At 40.2% G+C, this 23,330-nt stretch carries 17 protein-coding genes; 12 read left to right on the top strand and 5 right to left on the bottom strand.

Annotated elements, in window-relative coordinates:
- Window positions 1–21: 21 nt before the first annotated feature.
- Window positions 22–744, bottom strand: coding sequence for a copper homeostasis protein CutC (locus SB49_RS14610; protein WP_062058056.1), 723 nt, complete (start codon window positions 742–744; stop codon window positions 22–24).
- Window positions 745–786: 42 nt separating this feature from the next.
- Here SB49_RS14610 and SB49_RS14605 point away from each other — a divergent pair, with 42 nt between their 5' ends.
- From SB49_RS14605 to SB49_RS14590, 4 genes are all read left to right on the top strand, one after another.
- The gene (locus tag SB49_RS14605) at window positions 787–1,782 is read left to right on the top strand and encodes an isoaspartyl peptidase/L-asparaginase family protein (protein ID WP_062058054.1); all 996 of its coding nucleotides are present in this window, start codon (window positions 787–789) and stop codon (window positions 1,780–1,782) included.
- Between the two features lie 57 nt (window positions 1,783–1,839).
- The gene (polA, locus tag SB49_RS14600) at window positions 1,840–4,677 is read left to right on the top strand and encodes a DNA polymerase I (protein WP_062058051.1); all 2,838 of its coding nucleotides are present in this window, start codon (window positions 1,840–1,842) and stop codon (window positions 4,675–4,677) included.
- Window positions 4,678–5,192: 515 nt separating this feature from the next.
- Complete coding sequence (locus tag SB49_RS14595) at window positions 5,193–8,324, top strand: SusC/RagA family TonB-linked outer membrane protein (protein WP_062058047.1); 3,132 nt, start codon at window positions 5,193–5,195, stop codon at window positions 8,322–8,324.
- Window positions 8,325–8,353: 29 nt separating this feature from the next.
- Window positions 8,354–10,003, top strand: a complete 1,650-nt coding sequence (locus tag SB49_RS14590) for a RagB/SusD family nutrient uptake outer membrane protein (protein WP_062059283.1) — start codon at window positions 8,354–8,356, stop codon at window positions 10,001–10,003.
- Window positions 10,004–10,145: 142 nt separating this feature from the next.
- On the opposite strand, the gene SB49_RS14585 is transcribed toward SB49_RS14590, so the two are convergent.
- Entirely contained in the window at window positions 10,146–10,628 is a 483-nt protein-coding gene (locus tag SB49_RS14585) for a lipocalin family protein (RefSeq protein ID WP_062058044.1), read from the bottom strand.
- 313 nt (window positions 10,629–10,941) lie between these two features.
- On the opposite strand from SB49_RS14585, the gene rplM reads away from it, so the two are divergent.
- The 4 genes from rplM to tsf all read left to right on the top strand — a co-directional run bounded on the left by rplM (window position 10,942) and on the right by tsf (window position 13,977).
- Complete coding sequence (rplM, locus tag SB49_RS14580; protein ID WP_062058041.1) at window positions 10,942–11,397, top strand: 50S ribosomal protein L13; 456 nt, start codon at window positions 10,942–10,944, stop codon at window positions 11,395–11,397.
- Window positions 11,397–11,783 (top strand): 30S ribosomal protein S9, encoded by a 387-nt coding sequence (gene rpsI, locus SB49_RS14575; protein ID WP_062058039.1) that lies wholly within the window; start codon window positions 11,397–11,399, stop codon window positions 11,781–11,783. Before rplM ends, rpsI begins: the two co-directional genes overlap by 1 nt.
- Before the next feature lie 268 nt (window positions 11,784–12,051).
- Complete coding sequence (gene rpsB, locus SB49_RS14570) at window positions 12,052–13,050, top strand: 30S ribosomal protein S2 (RefSeq protein WP_062058036.1); 999 nt, start codon at window positions 12,052–12,054, stop codon at window positions 13,048–13,050.
- A gap of 102 nt (window positions 13,051–13,152) precedes the next feature.
- Complete coding sequence (gene tsf / locus SB49_RS14565; protein ID WP_062058033.1) at window positions 13,153–13,977, top strand: translation elongation factor Ts; 825 nt, start codon at window positions 13,153–13,155, stop codon at window positions 13,975–13,977.
- Between the two features lie 69 nt (window positions 13,978–14,046).
- On the opposite strand, the gene SB49_RS14560 is transcribed toward tsf, so the two are convergent.
- From SB49_RS14560 to SB49_RS14550, 3 genes are all read right to left on the bottom strand, one after another.
- Window positions 14,047–14,253 (bottom strand): helix-turn-helix transcriptional regulator, encoded by a 207-nt coding sequence (locus tag SB49_RS14560; RefSeq protein WP_062058030.1) that lies wholly within the window; start codon window positions 14,251–14,253, stop codon window positions 14,047–14,049.
- Window positions 14,243–14,719 carry a hypothetical protein gene (locus tag SB49_RS14555; RefSeq protein WP_062058027.1) on the bottom strand — a complete coding sequence of 159 codons (477 nt, stop codon included), beginning with the start codon at window positions 14,717–14,719 and terminating at the stop codon, window positions 14,243–14,245. Before SB49_RS14555 ends, SB49_RS14560 begins: the two co-directional genes overlap by 11 nt.
- A 149-nt stretch (window positions 14,720–14,868) precedes the next feature.
- Entirely contained in the window at window positions 14,869–16,731 is a 1,863-nt protein-coding gene (locus SB49_RS14550) for a M61 family metallopeptidase (protein ID WP_062058024.1), read from the bottom strand.
- Between the two features lie 183 nt (window positions 16,732–16,914).
- On the opposite strand from SB49_RS14550, the gene pyrH reads away from it, so the two are divergent.
- The 4 genes from pyrH (at window position 16,915) to SB49_RS14530 (ending at window position 23,257) form a co-directional block, all read left to right on the top strand.
- Entirely contained in the window at window positions 16,915–17,622 is a 708-nt protein-coding gene (gene pyrH, locus SB49_RS14545; protein WP_062058021.1) for a UMP kinase, read from the top strand.
- 44 nt (window positions 17,623–17,666) lie between these two features.
- Window positions 17,667–18,221: a ribosome recycling factor gene (frr, locus tag SB49_RS14540; RefSeq protein ID WP_062058019.1), complete on the top strand. Its 555-nt coding sequence runs from the start codon at window positions 17,667–17,669 to the stop codon at window positions 18,219–18,221.
- 81 nt (window positions 18,222–18,302) lie between these two features.
- Complete coding sequence (locus SB49_RS14535) at window positions 18,303–20,813, top strand: DUF5686 family protein (RefSeq protein ID WP_062058015.1); 2,511 nt, start codon at window positions 18,303–18,305, stop codon at window positions 20,811–20,813.
- Between the two features lie 47 nt (window positions 20,814–20,860).
- A complete protein-coding gene (locus SB49_RS14530; protein ID WP_062058012.1) occupies window positions 20,861–23,257 on the top strand; it encodes an efflux RND transporter permease subunit in 2,397 nt (798 codons plus the stop codon).
- The last annotated feature ends 73 nt before the right edge of the window (window positions 23,258–23,330 follow it).

Below are 23,330 nucleotides of genomic sequence, written 5' to 3'. Positions count from 1 at the left end.
ACGACCTGCCTATTTTATTTTTCATTTAACCAAGCCCTTAATTTTATTAATCACCCTTTCATCCGTCAGGGCTACAGCTTCCTCCCTAAAAAAGACAGGACTGTTCATAGAAATACCGGGAAGGGCATCCAGGGTTTTATAAAATTTTGTTCCCGATAAATGTACCGCTTTAAATTCCCTTTTCTTGAACTCCAACACATTTTCTGGTTTAACACCTCCTCCAGGCATTATTGTACATACAGAAGCCTTTTCCTGCAATCTTTCCAACAACTGCAAACCCTTTAGGGCCGAAATCTCTTGACCAGAGGTCAAAATATTTGCAACTCCGAGCCCTTGCAGTTGATCCAAAGCTTCCATAGGATTTAGCACCCAATCAAAGGCCCTATGAAATGTAAACTCCATTCCCTTGGCCAGGTCTACCATTTCTTTGGTACGTTCAATATCAATTTTAAAATCTTTATACAACACGCCAGAGACAACACCCTCAAACCCCATGTCCTTGCAAAAAAGAATATCATTTTTGATGGTTTCAAAATCGGATTTTGAATAGGTGAAATCCCCACTTCTGGGTCTTATCAGCACATGAATGGGGATGGTAATATGCTTTTTGACACTTTTCATCAGCCCTGGGGATGGCGTTATTCCGCCAACTCCAAGTTCCGCACAAAGTTCAATTCTATCCGCTCCTCCTTTTTGGGCATTCAAGGCAGATTCCAAAGAATTGGCACATACTTCTATGATCATATTCCCTATATTTAGGTCCTTAAAAATAAGCAACCCAGACAGATGAAACGCAGAAATTTCCTTAAAAATTCCACGATAGGTACGGCCGGATTAATTTCTACTCCCATACTTGCTTCCTTTGATACGGACGGGTCCAATTCCTTAACGGCTGCACAAAGCCTTAATACACCGTTCCCTATTGTGATCTGTACCTGGAACTTCGCCAATGCCACGGCCAAAGCCTGGGAGGTGCTCAGCGCCGGAGGAAATTCACTCGATGCCGTGGAACAAGGGGTCATGATTGAAGAGGCCGATGTAGACAACCAGACCGTGGGCAAGGGAGGTAGACCGGACAGGGACGGAAATGTCACCCTGGATGCCTGTATCATGGACAAAGATGGTAATTGTGGAGCTGTAGTCTACCTTCAAAATATCACCCATGCCGTTGCCGTTGCCCGCAAGGTGATGGAAAAAACCCCACATGTGATGTTGGCAGGAAAAGGGGCAGAACAGTTTGCCTACGCAAATGGTTTTGTACAGGAGGACCTCCTTACCGAAAAATCCAAAAAGGAATGGCTGGAATGGAAAAAAACCTCCCAATACAAGCCTGTCATCAATATTGAAAACCACGATACCATCGGGATGCTCGCCATAGATAAAAATGGGGATGTTTCCGGGGCCTGCACCACCAGCGGGATGGCCTATAAATACGGTGGACGTATTGGTGATTCGCCTATAATTGGTGCTGGGTTATTTGTTGACAACGAGGTAGGCGGGGCCACGGCCACTGGAGTTGGGGAAGAAGTGGTGCGCACCGTAGGTAGTTTTTTAATTGTGGAACTCATGCGACAGGGAAAATCACCACAGCAGGCCTGTGAGGAGGGAGTCAGGAGAATAATGGCCAAAAATAAAGACAGAAAGGATTTTCAAATTGGCTTTATTGCTATCAATAAAAAAGGGGAAACCGGATCGTATTGCGTACATCCTGGATTTTCCTATAATATGATTACAGATCAAGGGCAGGTGAACCAGCCCTCAGAATCCTATATTAAACCTTAAGTAGTTCCAAAAAGATCATAATCTTTGTAGCTTTGAAAATAAATTAGACCACCCAAAATGGCAGAACAAAAAAGACTTTTTTTACTTGATGCTTATGCATTGATTTTCCGAGGCTACTATGCCTTGATCAAAAATCCAAGAATAAATTCCAAGGGGATGGACACCTCTGCCGTAATGGGCTTTGTCAATTCCCTTTTTGATGTTATCAAAAGAGAAAAACCAGATCATTTGGCGGTTTGTTTTGATAAGGGGGGAAGCACCGAACGGACAGAAATGTTTGCAGACTACAAGGCCAATAGGGATGAAACCCCAGATGCCATAAGGCAGGCCGTACCCTATATCCAAGATATCCTAAAAGCTATGCACATCCCTGTTGTGGAGCTTTATGGATTGGAAGCAGATGATATTATTGGCACCTTGGCCAAACAGGCGGAAAAAGAGGATTATAAGGTATTCATGGTGACCCCGGATAAGGATTTTGGGCAACTGGTTTCAGAAAACATTTTTATGTACAGACCTGCTAGAATGGGTAACGGCATAGAAATTTGGGGGATTCCGGAAGTAAAAGAACGATTTGGAGTGGAGCGCCCCGAACAGGTCATAGACTATTTGGGAATGATGGGCGATGCCAGTGACAATATTCCTGGACTCCCAGGTGTTGGGGACAAAACGGCCAAAAAATTCATTGCAGAGTTCGGCTCTATGGAAAACCTTTTAGCGAATACGGATAAGCTAAAGGGCAAAATGAAGGAGAAAATCCAAGAAAACAAGGAATTGGGGATCCTATCCAAGAAGCTGGCAACCATTTGCGTTACCTGTGATGTAACTTTTAATGCCAAGGACTATGAATTGTCCATGCCCGATAGCGAAAAAGTCCAAGAGCTCTTTGAAGAATTGGAATTTAGAAGGCTAAAAGACCAGTTCTTGAAGTTATTCTCTACCGAGGAAGAAACCACAACCACTCCAGTAAGCAGTACCCCCACTGCAAAAAAGCAAGCACAAGAGGCCGGAGGCGGACAGTTTTCGCTGTTTGGCGGGGACGTGAACCAACCTTCGGGAACACTGGAATCGGTATCGAGCAGAAAGACCATCAAGGATGTTCCACATATTTACCAAAGTGTAGCACCGGGAATGGCGATGAAATTATTTATTCAGAATTTGTTAAAGCAGACCTCGGTCTGTTTTGACACGGAAACAACCTCATTAAACCCTTTGGAAGCACAATTGGTTGGGATCGCCTTTAGTTGGGAACCTGGCAAAGGCTTTTATATTCCGTTTCCAGAAGAAAAGGAAGAGGCCCAGGAAATCATAGAACAATTAAGACCTTTCTTTGAATCCGAAAAAATCGAAAAAATAGGACAGAACCTTAAATATGACATCAAGGTTCTGGATAAGTACAAGATAAAGGTAAAGGGCAAATGCTTTGATACCATGCTGGCGCATTACCTTATCAATCCAGACATGAGGCACAACATGGACGTATTGGCCGAGACTTATTTAAACTACACCCCCATATCCATTACCGAATTAATTGGAAAGAAAGGGAAGAACCAGATGTCCATGAGGGAAATCCCTCTGGATAAGCAAACAGAATACGCCGTGGAAGATGCGGATATTACCTTTCAACTGGCTCAACATTTTAGACCAGAACTTGCCGAGGCCAAAACAGAAGATCTTTTCAATGATATAGAAATCCCTCTTTTGCACGTCCTGGCAGATATGGAGTTGGAAGGAATTAAATTGGATACCGAATTTTTAAATTCCCTGTCCAAAGACCTGGACAACGATATCAAGAACCTGGAATCGAAAATTTATGAAGATGCTGGGGAGGAGTTCAATATTGGCTCCCCAAAGCAATTGGGAGAAATTCTTTTTGATAAAATGAAACTGGTAGACAAGCCTAAGAAAACCAAAACCGGGCAATACTCCACCGCAGAAGACGTACTTTCCTATCTTGCCAAAGACCACGCCATCATCCAACATGTTCTGGAGTATAGGGGACTTTCCAAACTAAAGAGTACCTACATAGATGCCCTACCCGGGCAAGTGGAACCAACTACGGGTAGAGTACATACAGATTATATGCAGACCGTAGCTGCTACAGGAAGACTGAGCAGTAACAACCCTAACCTTCAGAACATCCCAATACGCACGGAAAGGGGAAGACAGGTCCGCAAGGCTTTTGTTCCAAGGAATGAAGATTATATTTTATTGGCCGCGGATTATTCCCAGATAGAACTACGCATCATTGCGGCACTCAGTCAAGAAACCACCATGATCGAGGCCTTTAAAAATGGAGAGGATATTCACGCCTCCACAGCCTCAAAGGTTTTCAATGTACCCTTGGAGGAAGTGACCAGGGAACAGCGTAGCAACGCCAAAACTGTCAACTTTGGAATTATTTATGGGGTATCCGCGTTTGGACTTAGCAATCAGACAGACCTATCTAGAGGTGAGGCCAAGGACCTGATAGACACTTATTACAAAACCTATCCAAAATTACGCAACTACATCAGCGAACAGATAGAATTTGCCAGGGAACACGGATATGTTCAAACCGTTTTGGGCAGAAGAAGATATCTAAAGGACATCAACGGTAGCAATGCCGTCGTAAGGGGTGCCGCGGAACGCAATGCCGTAAATGCCCCCATACAAGGAAGCGCTGCGGATATCATCAAAATAGCCATGATCAATATCCACAAAAAGCTGGAAGAAGGCAATTACAAGACTAAAATGTTGTTGCAGGTTCATGATGAATTGGTCTTTGATGTATACAAACCTGAATTGGAAGAACTAAAGACCATGATTAAAACCGAAATGGAAAGCGCCTATACGCTATCCGTGCCCTTGGATGTGGAAATGGGAGTTGGTGACAACTGGTTGCAGGCACATTAACAAAATCTTTCAAGCTGTTAAAGAACAACCTTTGTGCTCCGCCATAGAAGGTTACACCCCTGTTGTCTTTATCAAAAACAAATAAGCCCCAGGACTAAAGACTAAAAAGAATATATTTTTTTTCTAACAAACTGATCACTAGGATAGCTAATCAAAAAATTGGAAGAGCTAGCTGAAGCCGACACCAATCTTTAACCATGACATGGCGTATTCTTCATCATTAATTCTATTAATTTTACCTTAATTGGTGTTTTTCGGGCATACACTTCTACCATTTAGTTGGTCAAATTTTTATCCACTTCCTTAAAGTCAAGTTTTATAAAAAATCAACCTTTTGTCGTGCTTTTGGTAAAAAAAATCATGCAGTTCGATATATATTTAAATTCAAAAATTGACTCAAAAACCTCCCTCGTCAGGGTTTTTATGTTAAAAGTGACTAAAAAAAATGTTAATATTTAGCTAATGGAACAATAAAGTGAAATCTTAGCAGAAGACTAATTCTAAAATCAAACCTAATGAAATTCAAAAACCCATGGTTACTCACCTTATTTCTGGTGTTTGTAGCACAAATCGGATTTTCACAACAAAAGACAATTACCGGAACAGTAACTTCCGCCACTGACGGAGCTCCATTACCAGGGGTGTCGGTAGTAATTGTTGGAACTACAAGAGGAACACAAACTGATTTTGACGGAAATTTCAGCATTAATGCGGAAGTAGGTCAAAAATTAAAGTTCACTTATCTCGGGCAAAAAACTGCCGAAAGAACTATTGGTGCTTCAAACACTATTAATCTTCAAATGGAAGAAGATGCGGAGGCACTTGATGAAGTTATCGTAACTGCTTATGGTACGTCTACTAAAGAGGCATTTACTGGATCCGCCAGTGTTATTGGCGCAAAAGATCTTGAAATCAGAAGCGTTACCTCACCTATTGCAGCCATCGAAGGTAGAGCAACAGGTGTTCAATTTACATCAGCTTCCGGACAACCAGGCTCATCTCCAGGAATAGTTATTAGAGGAGTTGGAACCCTTAACGGTAGTTCTGACCCCCTATTTATTGTGGATGGTGTTCAGTACGAAGGTGCTTTAAACACAATCAACCAAGAAGATATTGCATCATTTACCATTCTTAAAGATGCGGCTTCAACATCTCTATATGGATCAAGAGCAGCCAACGGGGTTGTTTTAATCACAACCAAGAGTGGTACAAGAGGAGAAATTAAGGTATCTGCTTCCACACAATATGGTCTGGTATCTGCCGGTATCCCCTTTTATGATGAGCTTTCCCCAGGTCAATATTACGAAACCATGTGGGAAGCCTTAAAAAATTCCAGTGCTGGAGGAGGAGACCCTGCTTATGCCTCTGCCAACATTTTCAATAGCTTAGGGTATAATCCTTTTGATGTGCCAAACGATCAAATCGTTGGGACCAATGGGCAATTAAATCCTAATGCAAACGTCATCTATGACAGCTTGGATTGGTATGATGTTTTGCAACGCACCGGGGTACGACAAAATTATAACGTGAATGTTTCGGGTGGTGGTGAAAAGCACAAGGTATTTTTCTCTGCGTCTTATCTAGAAGAAGAGGGATTTGTTGTTTCTTCTAAATTCGATCGATTAACGACCCGTTTGAACGCAGATTTTGACGTCAATGATTACATTAAGATGGGGGGTAGTACAAATATTACTATTTCCGAGGCGGTAGGACCAAGTTCTGCTGGGACAGGAAGTATCGTTAATCCATTTGGATTCGCAAAGAACATAGGTTCTATCTATCCGGTTTACGTAAATGACCTACAAGGGAATATAGTGCGTGATGCTGCAGGAAATCCTGTTTTTGATAATGGAGAAGGTTTTCCAGAATTCAATATAGGTTCTAGACCTATAAGCCAAGGGCGTCATGCCTTACAAGAGCTTCTGTTAAACGATGAAAGAGACAAAGACAATACCTATGGCTTTAGATTCTATACAGAATTTAAAATTTTAGACGGCCTTAACCTAAGGTTCAATTACGGAAGGGACATCAATGAAGGCCTTGAAAAAGAATACGAAAACAACCTTATTGGTGATGCACAACCGACAGGAAGATATAGTGAAGTTAGGTTTAGAAGAGAGGTAGAGAATTTCAACCAACTTTTAACCTACACCAAAAGCTTCAATAATACCCATAATATAGATATTACTGCTGGACATGAAAGTTTCGACAGAACCTTTTCCAGTATCAATGCCCTAGCTGTTGAGCAGACTGCTGAAGGAATCTTTGAATTTGACAACTTTGCTACGCCGGTTCAATTAGGGGGTTCTACTACCAACAAAACAATTGAAGGGTACTTTTTAAGAGCCAACTATAACTTTGAAAATAAATACTATGTAAGCGGTTCCGTTAGAAGAGATGCTTCATCTGTATTTAGTGCTGATTCGAGATGGGGTACTTTTTACTCCGTAGGAGCTTCTTGGAGAATAGACCAAGAGAAATTCATGGAAAACGTTTCTTTTATAGATCAATTGAAGTTAAGAGGATCTTATGGTGAAGTTGGAAATGATGATTTGGGAGATTTCTTCCTATCTCAACCTAGGTATGGTTTAACTTCCAATGCAGGTAGCCCTGCCATCATATGGCAAGAAATAGGGAATGCAGACTTACAATGGGAAACCGTAGAGAGTTTTGATTTGGCACTTGAATTTACTATGTTCAATAATTTCTTGGACGGAACGGTAGAATATTACAAGAGAAATTCTTCTGACTTATTATATGATTTACCAATTGCCTTGAGTAACGGATTAAATTCATTCCCATCAAATGTAGGGGACATGTACAACTCTGGTTGGGAAATTGGCTTAACAACGCATCTAATCAATAGGAGTGATTTCAATTGGGACATATCTTTCCAAGCTTCAACTTTTAAAAATGAGATTACCAGTTTACCAGATCCGTTCGTTAATGGATCCAAGAGATGGGATGTAGGCAGATCTAGATTTGATTTCTTTTTGTTGAGAACAGCCGGTGTTGATCCTGCAAACGGAGATCAATTATTTGAATTGTACGAATTGGATGAAAATAACAACAGTGTTCCTGTTTTAGATGCCAATGGCGATGTAGAAACCACCAACGATTGGACAGAGACAGAGAGAGCTTATACCGGAGATTCTTCGATACCGGATCTTCTAGGTTCTATAGCCAATAGTATTAGTTACAAAGGATTTTCGTTAGACGTCTTATTTACCTACGGTATTGGTGGTAAATTCTTGGACAACGGGTATTCTGCGATGATGCACAGTGGAAATTTCGGAAGTTCTTACCACCCAGACATTTTAAAGTCGTGGCGTCAGCCAGGGGACATAACTGATGTTCCTAGATTAGAAAGCGGGAACAATGGTTTGGTGAGAACACAATCTGATCGGTTTTTAACAGACGCTTCCTTCTGGTCATTGAAAAACGTGAACCTAGGGTACAGCTTTGATAATAAGATTGCCGAAAAAATAGGGGTTGATAACTTACGATTGTCAGTATCTGGAGAAAATTTATTTCTAAAGAGTAAGAGATCAGGATTGAATCCTCAGTTCAACTTAGGGGGAACTGCTGCTGGTAACGATTTTAATCCTGCAAGAATTATTTCTTTTGGTTTAAACGTGGCATTTTAATAAATCAATAACAAAAAAACTTAATAATGATGTTAAGAAATATAAAATATATGTTACTAGTAATAGCAGCTATTACAGTAACGTCGTGTGACGATGATTTTCTCGAAACAAAACCAACGGATGCTATATCTTCTGCTGATGCTTTGGCTACTGCAGAAAACATGGCGCTTATTCTTAATGGGTTGCACCGTGGATTGTACTCCCAATCACAAACAATCCTCCCTGGAGGTAATACCGCTCGGGCTGGGGAACACTTTTGGGTACCCATGGGCGATGCTTTAGGAGGTGGTATAATTCATTCCGCAAATGCAAATAATTTGGGCTGGAGAACAACAGCACAATGGCTAGATCACACAGATCAAACCTCATTAACGAATGAAATCTTATGGTATCATCGTTATAATATTATCGCAAGTTCAAATGCTATTATAAACAAGGCAACAGACGGTTCTATTCCGGAGGACGCGAGGCTAAAAGAAATTATAGGCCAAGCTTACACCTACAGAGCTTACGCTTATCTTTCATTGGTTCAACACTATGCGAAAGGCTATCTAATAGGAAGCCCTTCCACAGATCCTGGAGTGCCATTGTTATTTGCATCCGAAGCCCCATACACAAGCGCACCAAGATCAACTGTTCAAGAGATCTATGACCAAATGAGATTGGATATTGATACCGCAATTTCCTATTTTGAAGAAGCCACTTCAAGACCAACCGGATCTGCAGCTGGCAAATCTCAATTGAATATTGATGTTGCTTACGGACTTAAAGCACGTATCGCCTTAAATAGTGGCGACTGGCGCACTGCTGCCGATGCTGCAAAAATAGCCCGTGCAAATTATCCTTTAATGGATGAAACCGATTGGAAATCTGGGTTTAACACCACCCTATTACCAGAGGTGATCTGGGGTAGCAACGTTATTGACACGGAAACAACATTCTTCCGTTCGTACTTCTACCTAATGTGTAATACCTTTAACGGAAGTCAAAATAGAAACAATCCTAAAATTGCTGATAAAAGATTGGTTGATGCAATTCCTGATACCGATTACAGAAAAGATGTGTTTTTAATAGATGCACCAAATACGAATACATCAGCAGCCAACGGAGAAGGTGGATGGGCCAATAACACCAACCCATTATATACTACTGAAGAAGAATTTAATGCGGCAGAAGTATTTTACAGAGATTTATATGGCTGGACATCTGCCCATAACGAACACCCATACATGCATGTTAAAATGTTACAAAAGAATCCTGGAACAATCGATCCGGATGACATCATTTACATGCGTTCTTCTGAAATGTATTTGATAGAAGCAGAAGCAGAAACCATGTTGAATAATATTGCTGCTGCGCAAGCTGCCCTAAGACCATTGGGAGAAGCACGAGATAGCGCCTATGACCCTACTATTTATACTACACAAGATGCATTAATGGATCACATTAAGTTTCAACGTGGTGTAGAATTATGGGGAGAAGGTTTTTTATACACAGACAAAATACGTTGGGATGAAGGTATAGATCATGCTGCCAATGGTGGTTCTGGAGCTTCACAGGTTCTTTATCAAGACGGTTTCCAACAAGAAAGACCTTCTGTGAATAACAATTGGATCTTCAAGATTCCACAGGCAGAAATTGATGCAAACCCTAATATAGGTCCTGGTGATCAGAATTAATTACATTTAAAAATCCCCTTTAATTATTATTTGAGTTAGTAAAAAAGCACCTCCTTGCGGGGTGCTTTTTTGATTACTTACAAAAACAAAAAGCCCTTTTGGATTTCCAAAAGGGCTTTTGTATTATGTTATAATTTTTATTCTATCTTTTCTTGAAGACGATCTCTGTTCCCGTTAGGCTTTCTGCTTCGATATCCTCCCCAGCAACAATCAGGCTGCTACTAGTAAGCTGTATGGTAGCCGTCTCCGCCATACCAGTAGCATCGGTAATGGTCAGCTGGTCACCTTCCAAGCTCCATGTTGCATCTTCTTCCTCAAAACTTGTAGGACAAGGGATGGATGTTGCATTGAAATCGATCTCAATATCGCTTACACCACTTCTGGTGATCAACGTACCATCGGCCCTAAAGGTTAGTGCCAATAACTCACAATCCTGTGCGATCAAGACATCAAAAATTCCCTTTGCAAATAAAAGATCCTGATTGTTTAAATCATTGACCTTTAATTCTGCCACATCCCAAGTACCCTCAATGGAAGTAGCTCCCATAGCGTTATCTTTATCCGATGAACAAGAAAGACCAAGGAGGGCCACAAATACAAGACTTAACATAGTACGTTTGATCATATTTTATGTATTAATTCTATGATCTAACGCATAAAACGGACATTTATTTCAATTTTGAACCACCCAACAAGGTCTTCACTGTAAAAACATCGTGCGCTATTAGTCCAAGTGACACCCTATTATGGGGATCTTGTTTATAGCAGAAAAATAAGAAGTTCTAAAGGTGTAACTTACATCAAATTAATTTCCGATCTTTAACCCCTATATTTTCTTTAAAAATAATACCAAACAACCATTTGTATTTCAAGTTAATAGTTGTACATTTGCAGCCCGTTTAACGGGATTGAAGTGTTTAATAAATAAATAAATTAGTGTGGACACATTAAGCTATAAGACAATTTCGGCCAATAAAGCTACCGTTCAGAAGGAATGGTTATTGGTTGATGCTGAAGGGGAAACATTAGGAAGATTGGCTTCCAAAGTGGCTAAAATGCTACGAGGAAAGTACAAGCCTAATTTTACACCGCACGTTGATTGTGGAGATAACGTAATCGTTATCAATTCAGAAAAAATCAAACTTTCTGGAAACAAATTAGAGTCAAAGACCTACATACGCCACACAGGGTATCCTGGAGGACAAAGGTCACAGACTGCTAGTGAGTTGATGGAAAAAAATCCTGCGCAAGTTATTGAGAAAGCTGTAAAAGGGATGTTGCCTAAGAACAAATTAGGTGCTGAACTTTTCAGAAATCTAAAAGTGTATGTAGGATCTGAGCACAACCAAGAAGCGCAAAAACCAACAGCAATTAACTTAAACGAATTTAAGTAATGGAAGTAATTCACAAAATCGGTAGAAGGAAAACCGCTGTTGCTCGTGTTTATGTTTCAGAAGGTAAAGGAAACATCACAATCAACAAAAAAGACTTGAATGTATACTTTCCTACTGCTACATTGCAGTACAAAGTAAAACAGCCTTTCGCATTGACAAGCAACGACGATAATTTTGACGTAAAAGTCAATGTTTATGGTGGTGGTATCACTGGACAAGCAGAAGCGATCCGCTTAGCTTTATCTAGAGCTCTATGTGAAATGGATGCTGAACACAGACTTGTTTTGAAGCCAGAAGGCCTTCTTACTAGAGATCCAAGAATGGTTGAACGTAAGAAATTCGGTCAGAAGAAAGCTCGTAAGAAATTCCAGTTCTCGAAACGTTAATACTTTATTGTTTAAAGTATTGCGGTGGGTGGGATCAATCCCCTACATATTGATCCAAAAAAAGCTTAGGGCAACCTTAGCAATTCATTAAAGTTCATTGATATATCCTAACCAGTTTAGGATAAATTTAAACCATGTTGTCGTTGTCCCAAAGGAGCACGTAAGACACTTTGGAGCATAGTTTAGCATCTAAATGCTGAAGGCTACATTATAATGATGTACCACTTTAGTATTGCTAATTCAACAGAACGTAAACTAGTACAAAAAAATGGCAAACAATATTGAAGTAAAAGACCTTCTAGAGGCAGGTGTACATTTTGGTCACCTTACAAGAAAATGGAATCCAAACATGGCTCCTTATATCTATATGGAGCGTAACGGGATTCACGTTATCAACTTATACAAAACTGTTGCAAAATTAGAAGAGGCCAATGAAGCCCTTAAAAAAATTGCAGCATCTGGTAGAAAAATTCTTTTCGTTGCTACCAAGAAACAAGCAAAAGACATCGTAGCTGAAAAAGCTGGAAACGCAAACATGCCTTACATCACTGAAAGATGGCCTGGTGGAATGTTGACCAACTTTGTAACTATCCGTAAAGCCGTTAAAAAAATGGCCTCTATCGATAGAATGAAGAAAGATGGTACTTTCAACACCCTTTCTAAGAAAGAGCGTTTGCAAGTTGAGCGTTTACGTGCAAAATTGGAGAAGAACTTAGGTTCCATTTCTGAAATGACACGTCTACCTGCTGCTTTGTTCATCGTAGATACCATGCGCGAGCACATCGCCGTTAAAGAAGCATTAAAATTGAACATTCCAATTTTTGCTATGGTAGATACCAATTCCGATCCAAGACCTATCGATTATTTGATCCCATCCAATGATGATGCTTCTAAATCTATCGATGCTATCTTGTCACACGTTTCAAATGCTATTATCGAAGGATTGGCAGAACGTAAGTCGGAGAAAACAGAGAAAGAAGAGCCTAAGGCTGCTGCTCCTAAAAAAGCTGCAAAACCGGATGACTTGACTAAAATTGAAGGTATCGGTCCAAAAATTGCCGAAGTTTTCAATGAGCAAGGCATTATGACTTTTGCTGATCTTGCTTCCAAAACTGAAGATGACTTAAAAGAAATCTTGGTTGAAGCTGGTTCTACTTTTGCTTCCAATAACCCAGCTTCATGGGCCAAGCAAGCAAAAATGGCTGCTGAAGGTAAATGGGCAGAGCTTAAAGAATGGCAAGAAACTGTAAAAGGTGGTGTAGAATAATCCCCTTTTTCCATACTATAAACTAAATATTAATTTAACATTGCCCTAAACCAAATTGCGTACCACGTAATTCTTTTAGGGCAATATTAAAACATACACAAAATGGTAAAGATTACCGCTGCAGAAGTAAATAAATTAAGACAGACCACAGGTGCTGGAATGATGGATTGTAAAAAAGCCTTAGTGGAAGCTGAAGGTAATTTCGAAACTGCAATTGAGATTCTACGTAAAAAAGGTCAAAAAGTAGCTGCCAATAGAGCTGACAGAGAATCTTCAGAAGGAGCAGCTATTGCAAAGGTTAGTACTGACAATACCTCTGGTGTTGTTATCTCTTTGAACTGTGAGACCGACTTCGTAGCTAAAAACGAATCTTTCGTGACTTTGGCCAACGAACTTGCTGATCTTGCTTTGAATTTTGACAAAAAAGAAGATTTTCTTGCTGCAGACTTCAAAGGCATCACAGTACAGGAGAAACTTATTGAGCAAACTGGCGTTATCGGAGAAAAACTTGAAATAGGTGGTTTCGAGAGATTGAGTGCTCCTTTTGTAGGATCATACATCCACGCAGGAAACAAAATAGCCACATTGGTTGGACTTTCTGCTTCTGTTGATGGTGCAGATGTTGCAGCTAAAGATGTTGCTATGCAAGCTGCTGCAATGAACCCGGTTGCTTTGAACGAAGCTGGTGTAGACCAATCTATCATCGACAAAGAAATAGAGATAGCCAAAGACCAATTGCGTCAAGAAGGCAAGCCAGAAGCTATGTTGGACAATATCGCTAAAGGTAAATTGAACCGTTTCTTTAAAGATAACACCTTGGTAAACCAAGATTTCATTAAAGACAGCAAACAAAGTGTTGCACAATATGTAAAATCTGTAGATTCAAACCTTGAAATTACAGGATTTAAAAGAGTTGCCCTAGGGTAAGCTCTTCCTTATATAAATTAAAAAACCGCTTCCATAAGAAGCGGTTTTTTTATGCCTCACTTTTTTACATTACTCCCAATCCCCTTCGTCGAGTTGAAACAAATCATTTACCGAAACTTCAAAAATCTTTGATAAACGTAAAGCAAGGGTTGTTGAGGGAACATACTTTCCCAATTCCATCGTGTTTATCGTCTGCCGGCTCACCTTGGCCATATCCGCCAACTGTGCCTGGGTGATATTCTTCTTGGCCCTCTCTACCTTAATACTATTCCTCATTTCCAACCATTTTTCTGGATCTCCATACAGACCAATTAAACTTTGCAATAAAAAGTATCAATACGGTAAACATATTAAAAAGCATTACCCAATAAAAAGTAATGTCGTAAACTAGTATAAGTGCCAATAGCAAGATGCCATAATTCCAATACGTTGCCCAAACCAATGAGGATAACCTTATGCTGCTTATAAATTCATCCTCATCCTTTTCCTTTGAAAATGCCACCAGCAGCCCACTCACAATCAAAACAACCCCCACGATCTCATTAAAAATATTATTTGTCTGAATGCCGATGATTTTAAACGCCTCTCCTATTCCCTCGACGAAAATAGCAACCACACTAACGTTAAATAATTCTGGCTCCCATTCATAGATCACTGTAGGCATTCCAATTAAAATGGCAGGAACAAAAAATAACCAACCAATTCTCTTAAACCTATTGGATAATAAATACTTTGTCTCCATAATGTTTGATTTTTTATAAAAGTAATATATATATTACTATATGTCAAGTATATTTTACTTTTAGTATTATATGTCATACATATAATCAAAAATAAAGGGGTGCCATTCTTACGAACAGCACCCCTCTATTATAGTTTTACAAATCACTCTTAGCCTTTCATCCAAACGTTCCTTAATGCCACTTGTTCTGCAGTTGCGTTTTCCATAGGAACAATAGTTTCCAGCTTTACAATGGGCGTGCCCACTCTACCGGATAAGGTTATTTCCTCGCCATCACGCGCCACAACCATTTGTATCTCCTTATCGGCAGACCAACTAAAACTCGCCCCAATAATGGGTCGTATAGTCTCCAAGGAAATGTCCACTCCATCTATACGCTTAATTACGTCACCCCCCTTGGCTCCCAAATCAATAAAAAAGCTGTTCAAGGTGATCCCTTCCCTAATAAAAATGGCGTTGTCGTTGTTCCCATCCACGTCTATATATGGAATATCTCCATTCAAAAAATAACCACTCTCCTGGGTTACGTCCGTGATCGTTAAACCTACTTTAGATAAATAGGCGGCGTAATCAATGGGCGTATTTCCAATCACATGGGTTTTAAAAAATTCTCCCACTTCCGGATAGGTCATTGCGGTAATTTCCCCAATGAGCTCATTGTCCTCAAAAGGAACTTGATCTCCGTATTTCTTGGAAAGCTCCTTTAGCAACCACAAGACCCCTTTTTCACCTTTACTAAGATCACGTAAGGTAATGTCCAAAGCCATATTGATCAAGGTCCCCTTTTCATATACGTTGGCATAGTTCTCCTTATACGGAGCCATTAAGATATTTTTGCTCATTTCCGTAAAGGACATGTTATCATCATACCTTTTGGCATTATTGATCTTGTCCATAATTCTTTTGTAGAACTCTGCCTCATCAATAAGCCCCTGTTGAATTTGAAACAAATTGGCAAAATATTCGGTAGTACCCTCGTACATCCACAAATGCTCGGACATTTTTGGATCGTTAAAATCAAAAAATTGAATTTCCCTGGAATGTACACTCAAAGGCGTAACGATATGGAAAAATTCATGGGAAACAACATCAACCATGGCCTGTTCCAAACGATCCAAGGGCATTTGCTCAGGCAATACCACAACGGTGGACGTATGGTGCTCTAAGGCCCCAAAACCAGACGCATCTTCCTCCCCTAGTGTAGAGAGGTATAAAATAATATTGTATTGTTCGGTACTATTTACTTCTCCCAAAAATGATTTTTGGGCCCCCATCATGGTTTGCATTCTTTCCTTAAGATCTGAAGCCGTATAGATCTGGTTAGGGGAATAAATCACCAAGTTAACGGTGATCCCACTTATTTCAAATGATTCAGCGGTGGCTTTTGCATACATAATAGGATTGTCTATTACCTCAAAATACCTGCCGGCTACAAAAGTGTCCACCCCATTGGTTCCGCTCTTTTTGGTCAAGGAAGTTGTTGGCGAAAGATTAGATGGAGCGCTTATGGCAATCTCATAAGGAACCTCTTTTAAACCGTCAAAATAGCCTATAAAGCCATGGAGATTGAGCATGAAGTTCTCCCCTTTTAGAATATTGGTGCCTGCAGGCGAAAAAACGGCTTCCCGCACTTCCCCTTCCGTATCAAAGGTGTCGTTTACCTCATAGGTTAACTTATCCAAAGCTTTCCCATTGCTTATATTCCAGGTATTGTCATCCAATTTTGAGAAAGACAATTCTCTCCCTTTATAATCATAAGCCTTAAAGTTTTGGATATATTTTCCATAATTATCCTCACTATAGGTCCCAGGAACGGTTTTTGGGATAAAAAAAGCAACATTATCTGTGGTAAAGGCGCCGGGATCTACACTCACCTTGACCCGATCATCCACAACATTCACTAAATCTATAGAGGTCATAACAGGACTATTGGAGGCAGGCACCAAGTTCTTGGATGCACCGCAACCCATTAGCGATAATCCAGCAAGGATAATCAATATCGTTTTTTTCATTTTAGAATTTTAAGACGTTTGTCTCGGGCCGCAAAGTACAATCCCGAAATTTTCCACAAGAATATAAAATAATAGGACACAATCATCTCTCTTTACAAATAATTAAGACTACATAAAGGACATACAAAGGCTTCCATAAATTATTTTGATTATTTTTGTTCCGATTTAATCAATAATTACACCATGCAGTATAAAAGAATACTTCTAAAACTTAGCGGAGAAGCATTAATGGGGGAAAGACAATATGGAATTGACCCAAAACGCCTTTCCGAGTATGCCGAGGAAATAAAAATTATAGTTGATAAGGGAGTAGAAGTTGCCATAGTTATTGGTGGTGGAAATATTTTCAGAGGTTTATCTGGGGAGAACAATGGCATAGATAGAGTTCAAGGAGACCATATGGGGATGTTGGCAACGGTTATCAATGGCCTTGCACTGCAAAGTGCCCTTGAGGTAAAAGGTATCCCTACCCGCCTGCAGTCAGCCATAAAAATCAACGAGGTTGCCGAACCATTTATCAGAAGAAGAGCAATAAGACATTTGGAAAAAGGAAGGGTTGTGATCTTTGGAGGAGGAACTGGTAATCCTTATTTCACCACAGATTCTGCCGCTGTCCTTAGAGCTATTGAAATTGAAGCCGATGTAATCCTTAAAGGAACAAGAGTTGATGGGATTTATAGCTCAGATCCAGAAAAAGACAAAAATGCCACCAAGTTCAATACCATTTCCTTTACGGATGTGCTGAACAAAGGGTTAAAGGTTATGGACACCACAGCGTTCACTTTGAGCCAAGAAAATGAGCTCCCGATAGTGGTTTTTGACATGAACAAAAAAGGAAATCTTCTTAAGATAGTTTCCGGAGAGAATGTTGGTACCATGGTAAACATTTAATTTTTGTTACTTTTAGATAGATTAGTTTTTAAATTTTAGCATATATGAACGAAGAGATAAGTTTTATTATTGATACGGCCAAAGAATCTATGGATGCTGCCATGAAACATTTGGAAAAGGCGTTTGTAAAAATCAGGGCCGGAAAAGCGAGCCCAATAATGCTCTCCAGTGTAATGGTTGAATATTATGGCTCTCAAACTCCATTAGGACAAATTGCGAACGTAAATACCCCGGATGCAAGAACAATATCCGTTCAGCCATGGGAGAAAAACATGCTTCATGAAATTGAAAAAGCGATCATGAACGCCAACTTGGGATTCAACCCCATGAACAATGGTGACAACATTATCATCAATGTGCCGCCCCTTACCGAAGAGCGCAGAAAGGACTTGGTAAAACAAGCCAAAGCGGAAGCCGAAGATGCCAAAATTGGAATTCGTAATGCGAGACAGGAAGCCAACAAAGAAATAAGAAACGCTGATATCTCCGAAGATTTACAAAAAAATGCTGAGGCAGATATCCAAGAACTTACCAATACATACATTAAAAAAATTGACTCGGTTCTGGGTATTAAAGAAATTGAAATAATGAAAGTCTAATCGTATGATTAGCTAATTGAACAAAGAGCGCCATATGAGTCGCTCTTTGTTTTTTTAAATATCCTTAACTACAATATACTTGTGAAAAACGCCTTACTCTATTTCGTATTATTTTTCACAACGCTGACTTGGTCCCAAACAATATCCGGCATAGTCAAGGACAGGAAAACCAACCAACCCTTGCCCTTTGCCTCTATTGAACCCAACAAAGGCTCCGGCACCATTACAGATTTTGATGGCCAATTTGTCTTGGAAAGTGCCAATGACATTAGCCTGATCCAAGTGCGTTATATTGGTTACGCTCCTCTGGAAATTGTCATTACCCCAGACCAAACTTTTTACACCATCCTATTGGACCAATCCATGGTGGTCTTGGATGAAGTGGTCCTAAATTCCTATGTACAATCTACCGAGGAGATCATTAAAAATGCCATCGCCTATAAAAAAACGAACAACCCAGAAAAAATACTGGACAGTTATTCCTTTAAGACCTACCACAAGCTTTTGGTCACTGCACCGGTAGATTCCATTAATCCGGCCATTGATTCCATCTATGTGCGGGACAATGGCACATTGCGCTTTAAAGAATTAGATTCCACCAATTTTAATTTAAAAAGACAACTTACCAGATCACACCTATATTTCGGGGAAGAGGCCTCCTCCCATAAATTCACCAAAGACAATGGCAGGCAAAAGACCATTAAGGCAATCCGCATGGCTGGTTTTAAGGAGCCTATTTATGAAGTTCTGGGACTTCAATTCCAATCCTTTTCTTTTTATGACTCCGATTATATCCTTTTGGAAAATGAATATATCAATCCACTTTCTGCCTTAGGCCTAAAAAAATACAACTATAAAATATTAGAGGTGACCAAAGACGGGGCGTCATCTGCATTTATGATCTACTATTCCCCTAAAGATCAAAGTCAAACTAAAGGTCTAGAAGGCGTTCTTTACATCAATACAAGCACCTACGCACTTCAAAAAGCCATTGCCCAGACCAAGGAGGTTTTTGATGTAAGGGCTACCCAGACCTTTAAGTACTATCCCGAAGAAAATATCTGGTTCCCGAACAGTAAAGAAATAAAAATCAAAAAAGGTGAGACCCCTAAAAGCCTATCCTTTTTAGGAAATAGATTTGAAATCAGAAAGGGCCAACAAGACTCTACCTTGGTGCATTCCAATCCCCAGAATGCCGAAGATCTCGTATATCTTATCTCCGAGGAGCATAATTTTGATGTTGCCCTCAACCCTCCCTTAAAAATCAAAAGAAAAGGCCTTGCCATTAAGATTGAAGATGACGCTTACCAGAGGGACGAGGTCTTTTGGAACACGTTTAGAACAGATACCATCACCCCTCTGGGTAAAGAAACCTATGTTTATATGGATAGTTTGGTGGATCAAAATAACGTGGAACCAAGATTGAACCGCACGAGAAAACTGTTGCAGGGATATTACCCTACCAAATACTTTGATTTTGATTTGAGGTATATTCTCAAATACAATAATTACGAAGCCTTTAGACTTGGTCTTGGCGCCATCACCAACACTAATTTTTCCAACAAACTTTTTCTCAACGGGTATGCTGTTTACGGCACCTTGGACCAAAAGTTCAAATATAGTTTTGGGGCAACGACCAGGCTGAACAAGGAATACAATACTTGGTTGGGCATCAATTACACCGATGACCTTGTAGAGTCTGGGAGCTCAAAATATATTACAGACAAGCGAACTTTCTATTTGTTTGAGCCACGGTTGTTCAATATTTCTTCTTTTTATGCCACCAAAAACACTTCGGTGTACTTGGACCATGATTTCACCCCCAAACTGAACAGCAGGCTACAATTCTCCAAAAGCTTTAATGACCCCACTTACAATTACACCTATGTGTTGGATGGACAGAATTATACTTCGTATGATTTGACCGAGGCCACCCTAAGTTTTCAGTGGAACCCGTTTTCTGAATATATGCAGGCCCAAGAGGAAAAGAGAACCCTAAAGGATGGGTTTCCCCAGTTCACCCTCCAAGTTACACAAAGTCTCCCCAACGTTTTGGATGGCGACTTTACTTTTACAAAGTTCAACTTCAAGGCCTTTTATGTCAAAAGATCCCTCAATAAGACCAGAACGGAAATTTTGCTCAATAGCGGCTTTGCTTTCGGGGACATCCCGCTTACCCACCTGTACCACACCTCTCCAAACCAACCAGACGGAGGTGTTATCATGGACCGATTTTCGGTTACCGGAAGGGAAAGTTTCGAAACTATGTTCTTTGATGAATTCTTCTCGGACCGCTTTATCATGGGGCAAATAAGACATACCCTAAGACCCTTCAAGATCAGTGGTCGCATTAGGCCCCAATTGGCCCTGATCACAAGAAGTGTAATTGGTGATATTTCAAATATTGAAAATCATGTAGGCCTAAATTTTGGTTCGCTGAATAAAGGATATTTTGAAAGCGGCGTTGAATTGAACAGGATTTTGGCAGGTTTTGGTCTAAGCTTTTTTTACAGACATGGGGCCTATCATCTGCCTACTTTCGACGATAATATCTCCTTTAAATTCACCTATTATTTCGGTTCTGGTTTTTAGGTACGTTAGCAATGATTTTTTACCTTTGACAACTATAAAAAATCTCAATGGTAGCTAAGCTAACACAAGGGTTCTGGGCAAAAACGGCCAGGCTGATCCTCCGCAATAGAATCTTGATCTTAATACTCATTGCTGTAATTACGGTTTTCCTTGCACTTCAGTGGCAGAATATGCGATTTTCCAATTCAGAAGCCAATCTGTTGCCGGACGACCATCCCATCAACTTGGAATATCTATCTTTCTTGGAACAATTTGGTGAAGAAGGAAATGTGGTGGTCATTGCGGTCCGCGACAGCACCTTGTTCACTCCTGAGAAGTTCAACCGATGGAACAAGCTCAGTAAGCAGTTGGACGCCTTTCCTGAAGTAGATTTTGTGTTGTCAACAGACAATTTGCAGGAATTGGAAAAGGACAACGAAAAACAAGAGTTTACCTTGAGGCCCTTTATCAAAAATACGCCTACCACAAAAAGAGAAATCGATAGCCTCACCAACCACCTGTTCAACGACCTGCCTTTTTATGACGATGTCATCTTCAACAAAGAGAGCAAAACGGTAAGGACCTTGATCTATTTGGACAAGGATATTGTGAACACTTCGGTGCGAAAAGATTTCATTCTTCAAGATTTCAACAAACTGATTGCCAATTTCGAAAAGGAAACGGGCATGGACGTCCGTATTTCAGGAATGCCCTATGTAAGGACCATGAATTCCCAGAATATCATAGACGAAATAGGGAAATTTATCTTGGCCGCTTTAGGGGTAACCTCATTGATCTTCTTCTTTTTCTTTAGGAGTTTTAGGGCCACCTTTATTTCCATGTTCGTGGTGATTATCGGTGTGATGTGGGCGTTTGGAATCCTCGGTCTGTTGCGATATGAAATTACGGTATTAACGGCCCTGATACCGCCCCTTATCATTGTGATAGGTATTCCCAATTGTATTTTCCTGATCAACAAGTACCAACAGGAAGTTAAGAAACATGGAAACCAGGCCCTTTCCTTACAACGTGTAATTTCCAAGATTGGGAATGCCACCCTTATGACCAATATCACCACCGCATCAGGTTTTGCCACCTTTATCATTACGGACAGCAAACTCCTAAAGGAATTTGGTATAGTGGCATCTATGAACATCATTGGGATTTTTATCCTGTCCCTTTTGATCATCCCTATCGTTTACAGTTTTATGTCCCTTCCCAAGACCAAGCATTTAAAGCATTTGAACACTAAATGGATAGAGACATTCGTGAACTGGATGGAACGAATAGTCAGGGAAAGAAGAATTTCGGTCTATGTCACCTCTATAGCACTTCTAGTGGTCAGCATCATTGGGATGTACCAAATAAAAATTTCGGGGAGCCCTATTGAGGACATGCCAAAAAATGCAGAATTCTTTAAAGATATACGATTCTTTGAGGAGGAATTTGATGGCATTATGCCCGTAGAAATTGTAGTGGATACGGAGCGCAAAAAAGGGGTTCTTAAATCTGCCAACTTACGGAAAATGGACCAAATTGGAGAAGTCATCCAAGAAATTCCCGAATTATCCAAACCCATTTCCGTGGTCAATATGGTCAAATATTCCAAACAGGCCTTTTACAATGGCATTCCGAAATACTACCAGTTGCCCACCACACAGGAAAGCACATTTATCATGGACGTAGCGAGAAAATCGTCCAATGATGGCAACCTATTGAAGAGCTTCGTGGACAGTACTGGACAGACCGCGAGGATCACCACTTATATGAGGGACGTGAAAACGGAGCGCATGGAAGAAATCCAAGGCAAGCTCCAGGAGAACATAGACAAAATTTTTCCAGCAGACCGGTATAATGTCTATCTCACAGGAAAAGCCCTATTATTTCTAAAGGGAACCAAATACTTGGTGAAAAATCTGGTGATGTCCCTTGCCCTGGCCATTTTCCTGATCGGACTTTTTATGGCCTATTTGTTCCGTTCCTTCAGAATGATCGTAATTTCTTTGATCCCCAACCTTTTGCCATTGGTAATTACCGCAGGGGTCATGGGCTTTGCAGGGGTTCCCATAAAACCATCTACCATTTTGGTATTTAGTATTGCATTTGGAATTTCGGTGGATGATACCATACATTTCCTTGCCAAATACCGGCAAGAACTGACCGCGAACCAATGGAGGATCAAAAAATCCGTTTATGCCGCCTTGAGGGAGACTGGAGTAAGTATGTTCTATACCTCTATTGTTCTATTTTTCGGCTTTTCGGTATTTATGATATCCAGCTTTGGGGGCACAGTGGCATTAGGGGCCTTGGTATCGGCAACATTATTGTTCGCCATGCTGGCCAACCTTATTTTATTGCCAAGTTTATTGCTGTCCTTAGAACGAAGCATAGCCAATAAAACCGTTCTTAAAGAACCACAGATTGATATTCTTCCCAAAGAGGAACTCAATAGCACAGAAAAATAAATTATTTAAACCGTACAAAGCAGTATTATAAAGTTGCCAATGCGGTCACTATTTACCAAAAAACTATCTTTAC

Source organism: Sediminicola sp. YIK13, assembly GCF_001430825.1.
GTDB lineage: Bacteria > Bacteroidota > Bacteroidia > Flavobacteriales > Flavobacteriaceae > Sediminicola.
This window is presented reverse-complemented; position numbering and strand designations above follow the sequence as displayed.

Bases quoted from the DNA above. Each gene is read 5' to 3' on its own strand.
- SB49_RS14550 (WP_062058024.1), bottom strand. From the start codon at position 16,731: ATGAAAAAAACGATATTGATTATCCTTGCTGGATTATCGCTAATGGGT.
- SB49_RS14595 (WP_062058047.1), top strand. From the start codon at position 5,193: ATGAAATTCAAAAACCCATGGTTACTCACCTTATTTCTGGTGTTTGTA.
- rpsB (WP_062058036.1), top strand. From the start codon at position 12,052: ATGGCAAACAATATTGAAGTAAAAGACCTTCTAGAGGCAGGTGTACAT.
- SB49_RS14530 (WP_062058012.1), top strand. From the start codon at position 20,861: ATGGTAGCTAAGCTAACACAAGGGTTCTGGGCAAAAACGGCCAGGCTG.
- SB49_RS14560 (WP_062058030.1), bottom strand. From the start codon at position 14,253: ATGAGGAATAGTATTAAGGTAGAGAGGGCCAAGAAGAATATCACCCAG.
- SB49_RS14585 (WP_062058044.1), bottom strand. From the start codon at position 10,628: ATGATCAAACGTACTATGTTAAGTCTTGTATTTGTGGCCCTCCTTGGT.
- SB49_RS14610 (WP_062058056.1), bottom strand. From the start codon at position 744: ATGATCATAGAAGTATGTGCCAATTCTTTGGAATCTGCCTTGAATGCC.
- pyrH (WP_062058021.1), top strand. From the start codon at position 16,915: ATGCAGTATAAAAGAATACTTCTAAAACTTAGCGGAGAAGCATTAATG.
- polA (WP_062058051.1), top strand. From the start codon at position 1,840: ATGGCAGAACAAAAAAGACTTTTTTTACTTGATGCTTATGCATTGATT.
- SB49_RS14555 (WP_062058027.1), bottom strand. From the start codon at position 14,719: ATGGAGACAAAGTATTTATTATCCAATAGGTTTAAGAGAATTGGTTGG.
- tsf (WP_062058033.1), top strand. From the start codon at position 13,153: ATGGTAAAGATTACCGCTGCAGAAGTAAATAAATTAAGACAGACCACA.
- SB49_RS14590 (WP_062059283.1), top strand. From the start codon at position 8,354: ATGTTAAGAAATATAAAATATATGTTACTAGTAATAGCAGCTATTACA.
- rpsI (WP_062058039.1), top strand. From the start codon at position 11,397: ATGGAAGTAATTCACAAAATCGGTAGAAGGAAAACCGCTGTTGCTCGT.
- SB49_RS14605 (WP_062058054.1), top strand. From the start codon at position 787: ATGAAACGCAGAAATTTCCTTAAAAATTCCACGATAGGTACGGCCGGA.
- frr (WP_062058019.1), top strand. From the start codon at position 17,667: ATGAACGAAGAGATAAGTTTTATTATTGATACGGCCAAAGAATCTATG.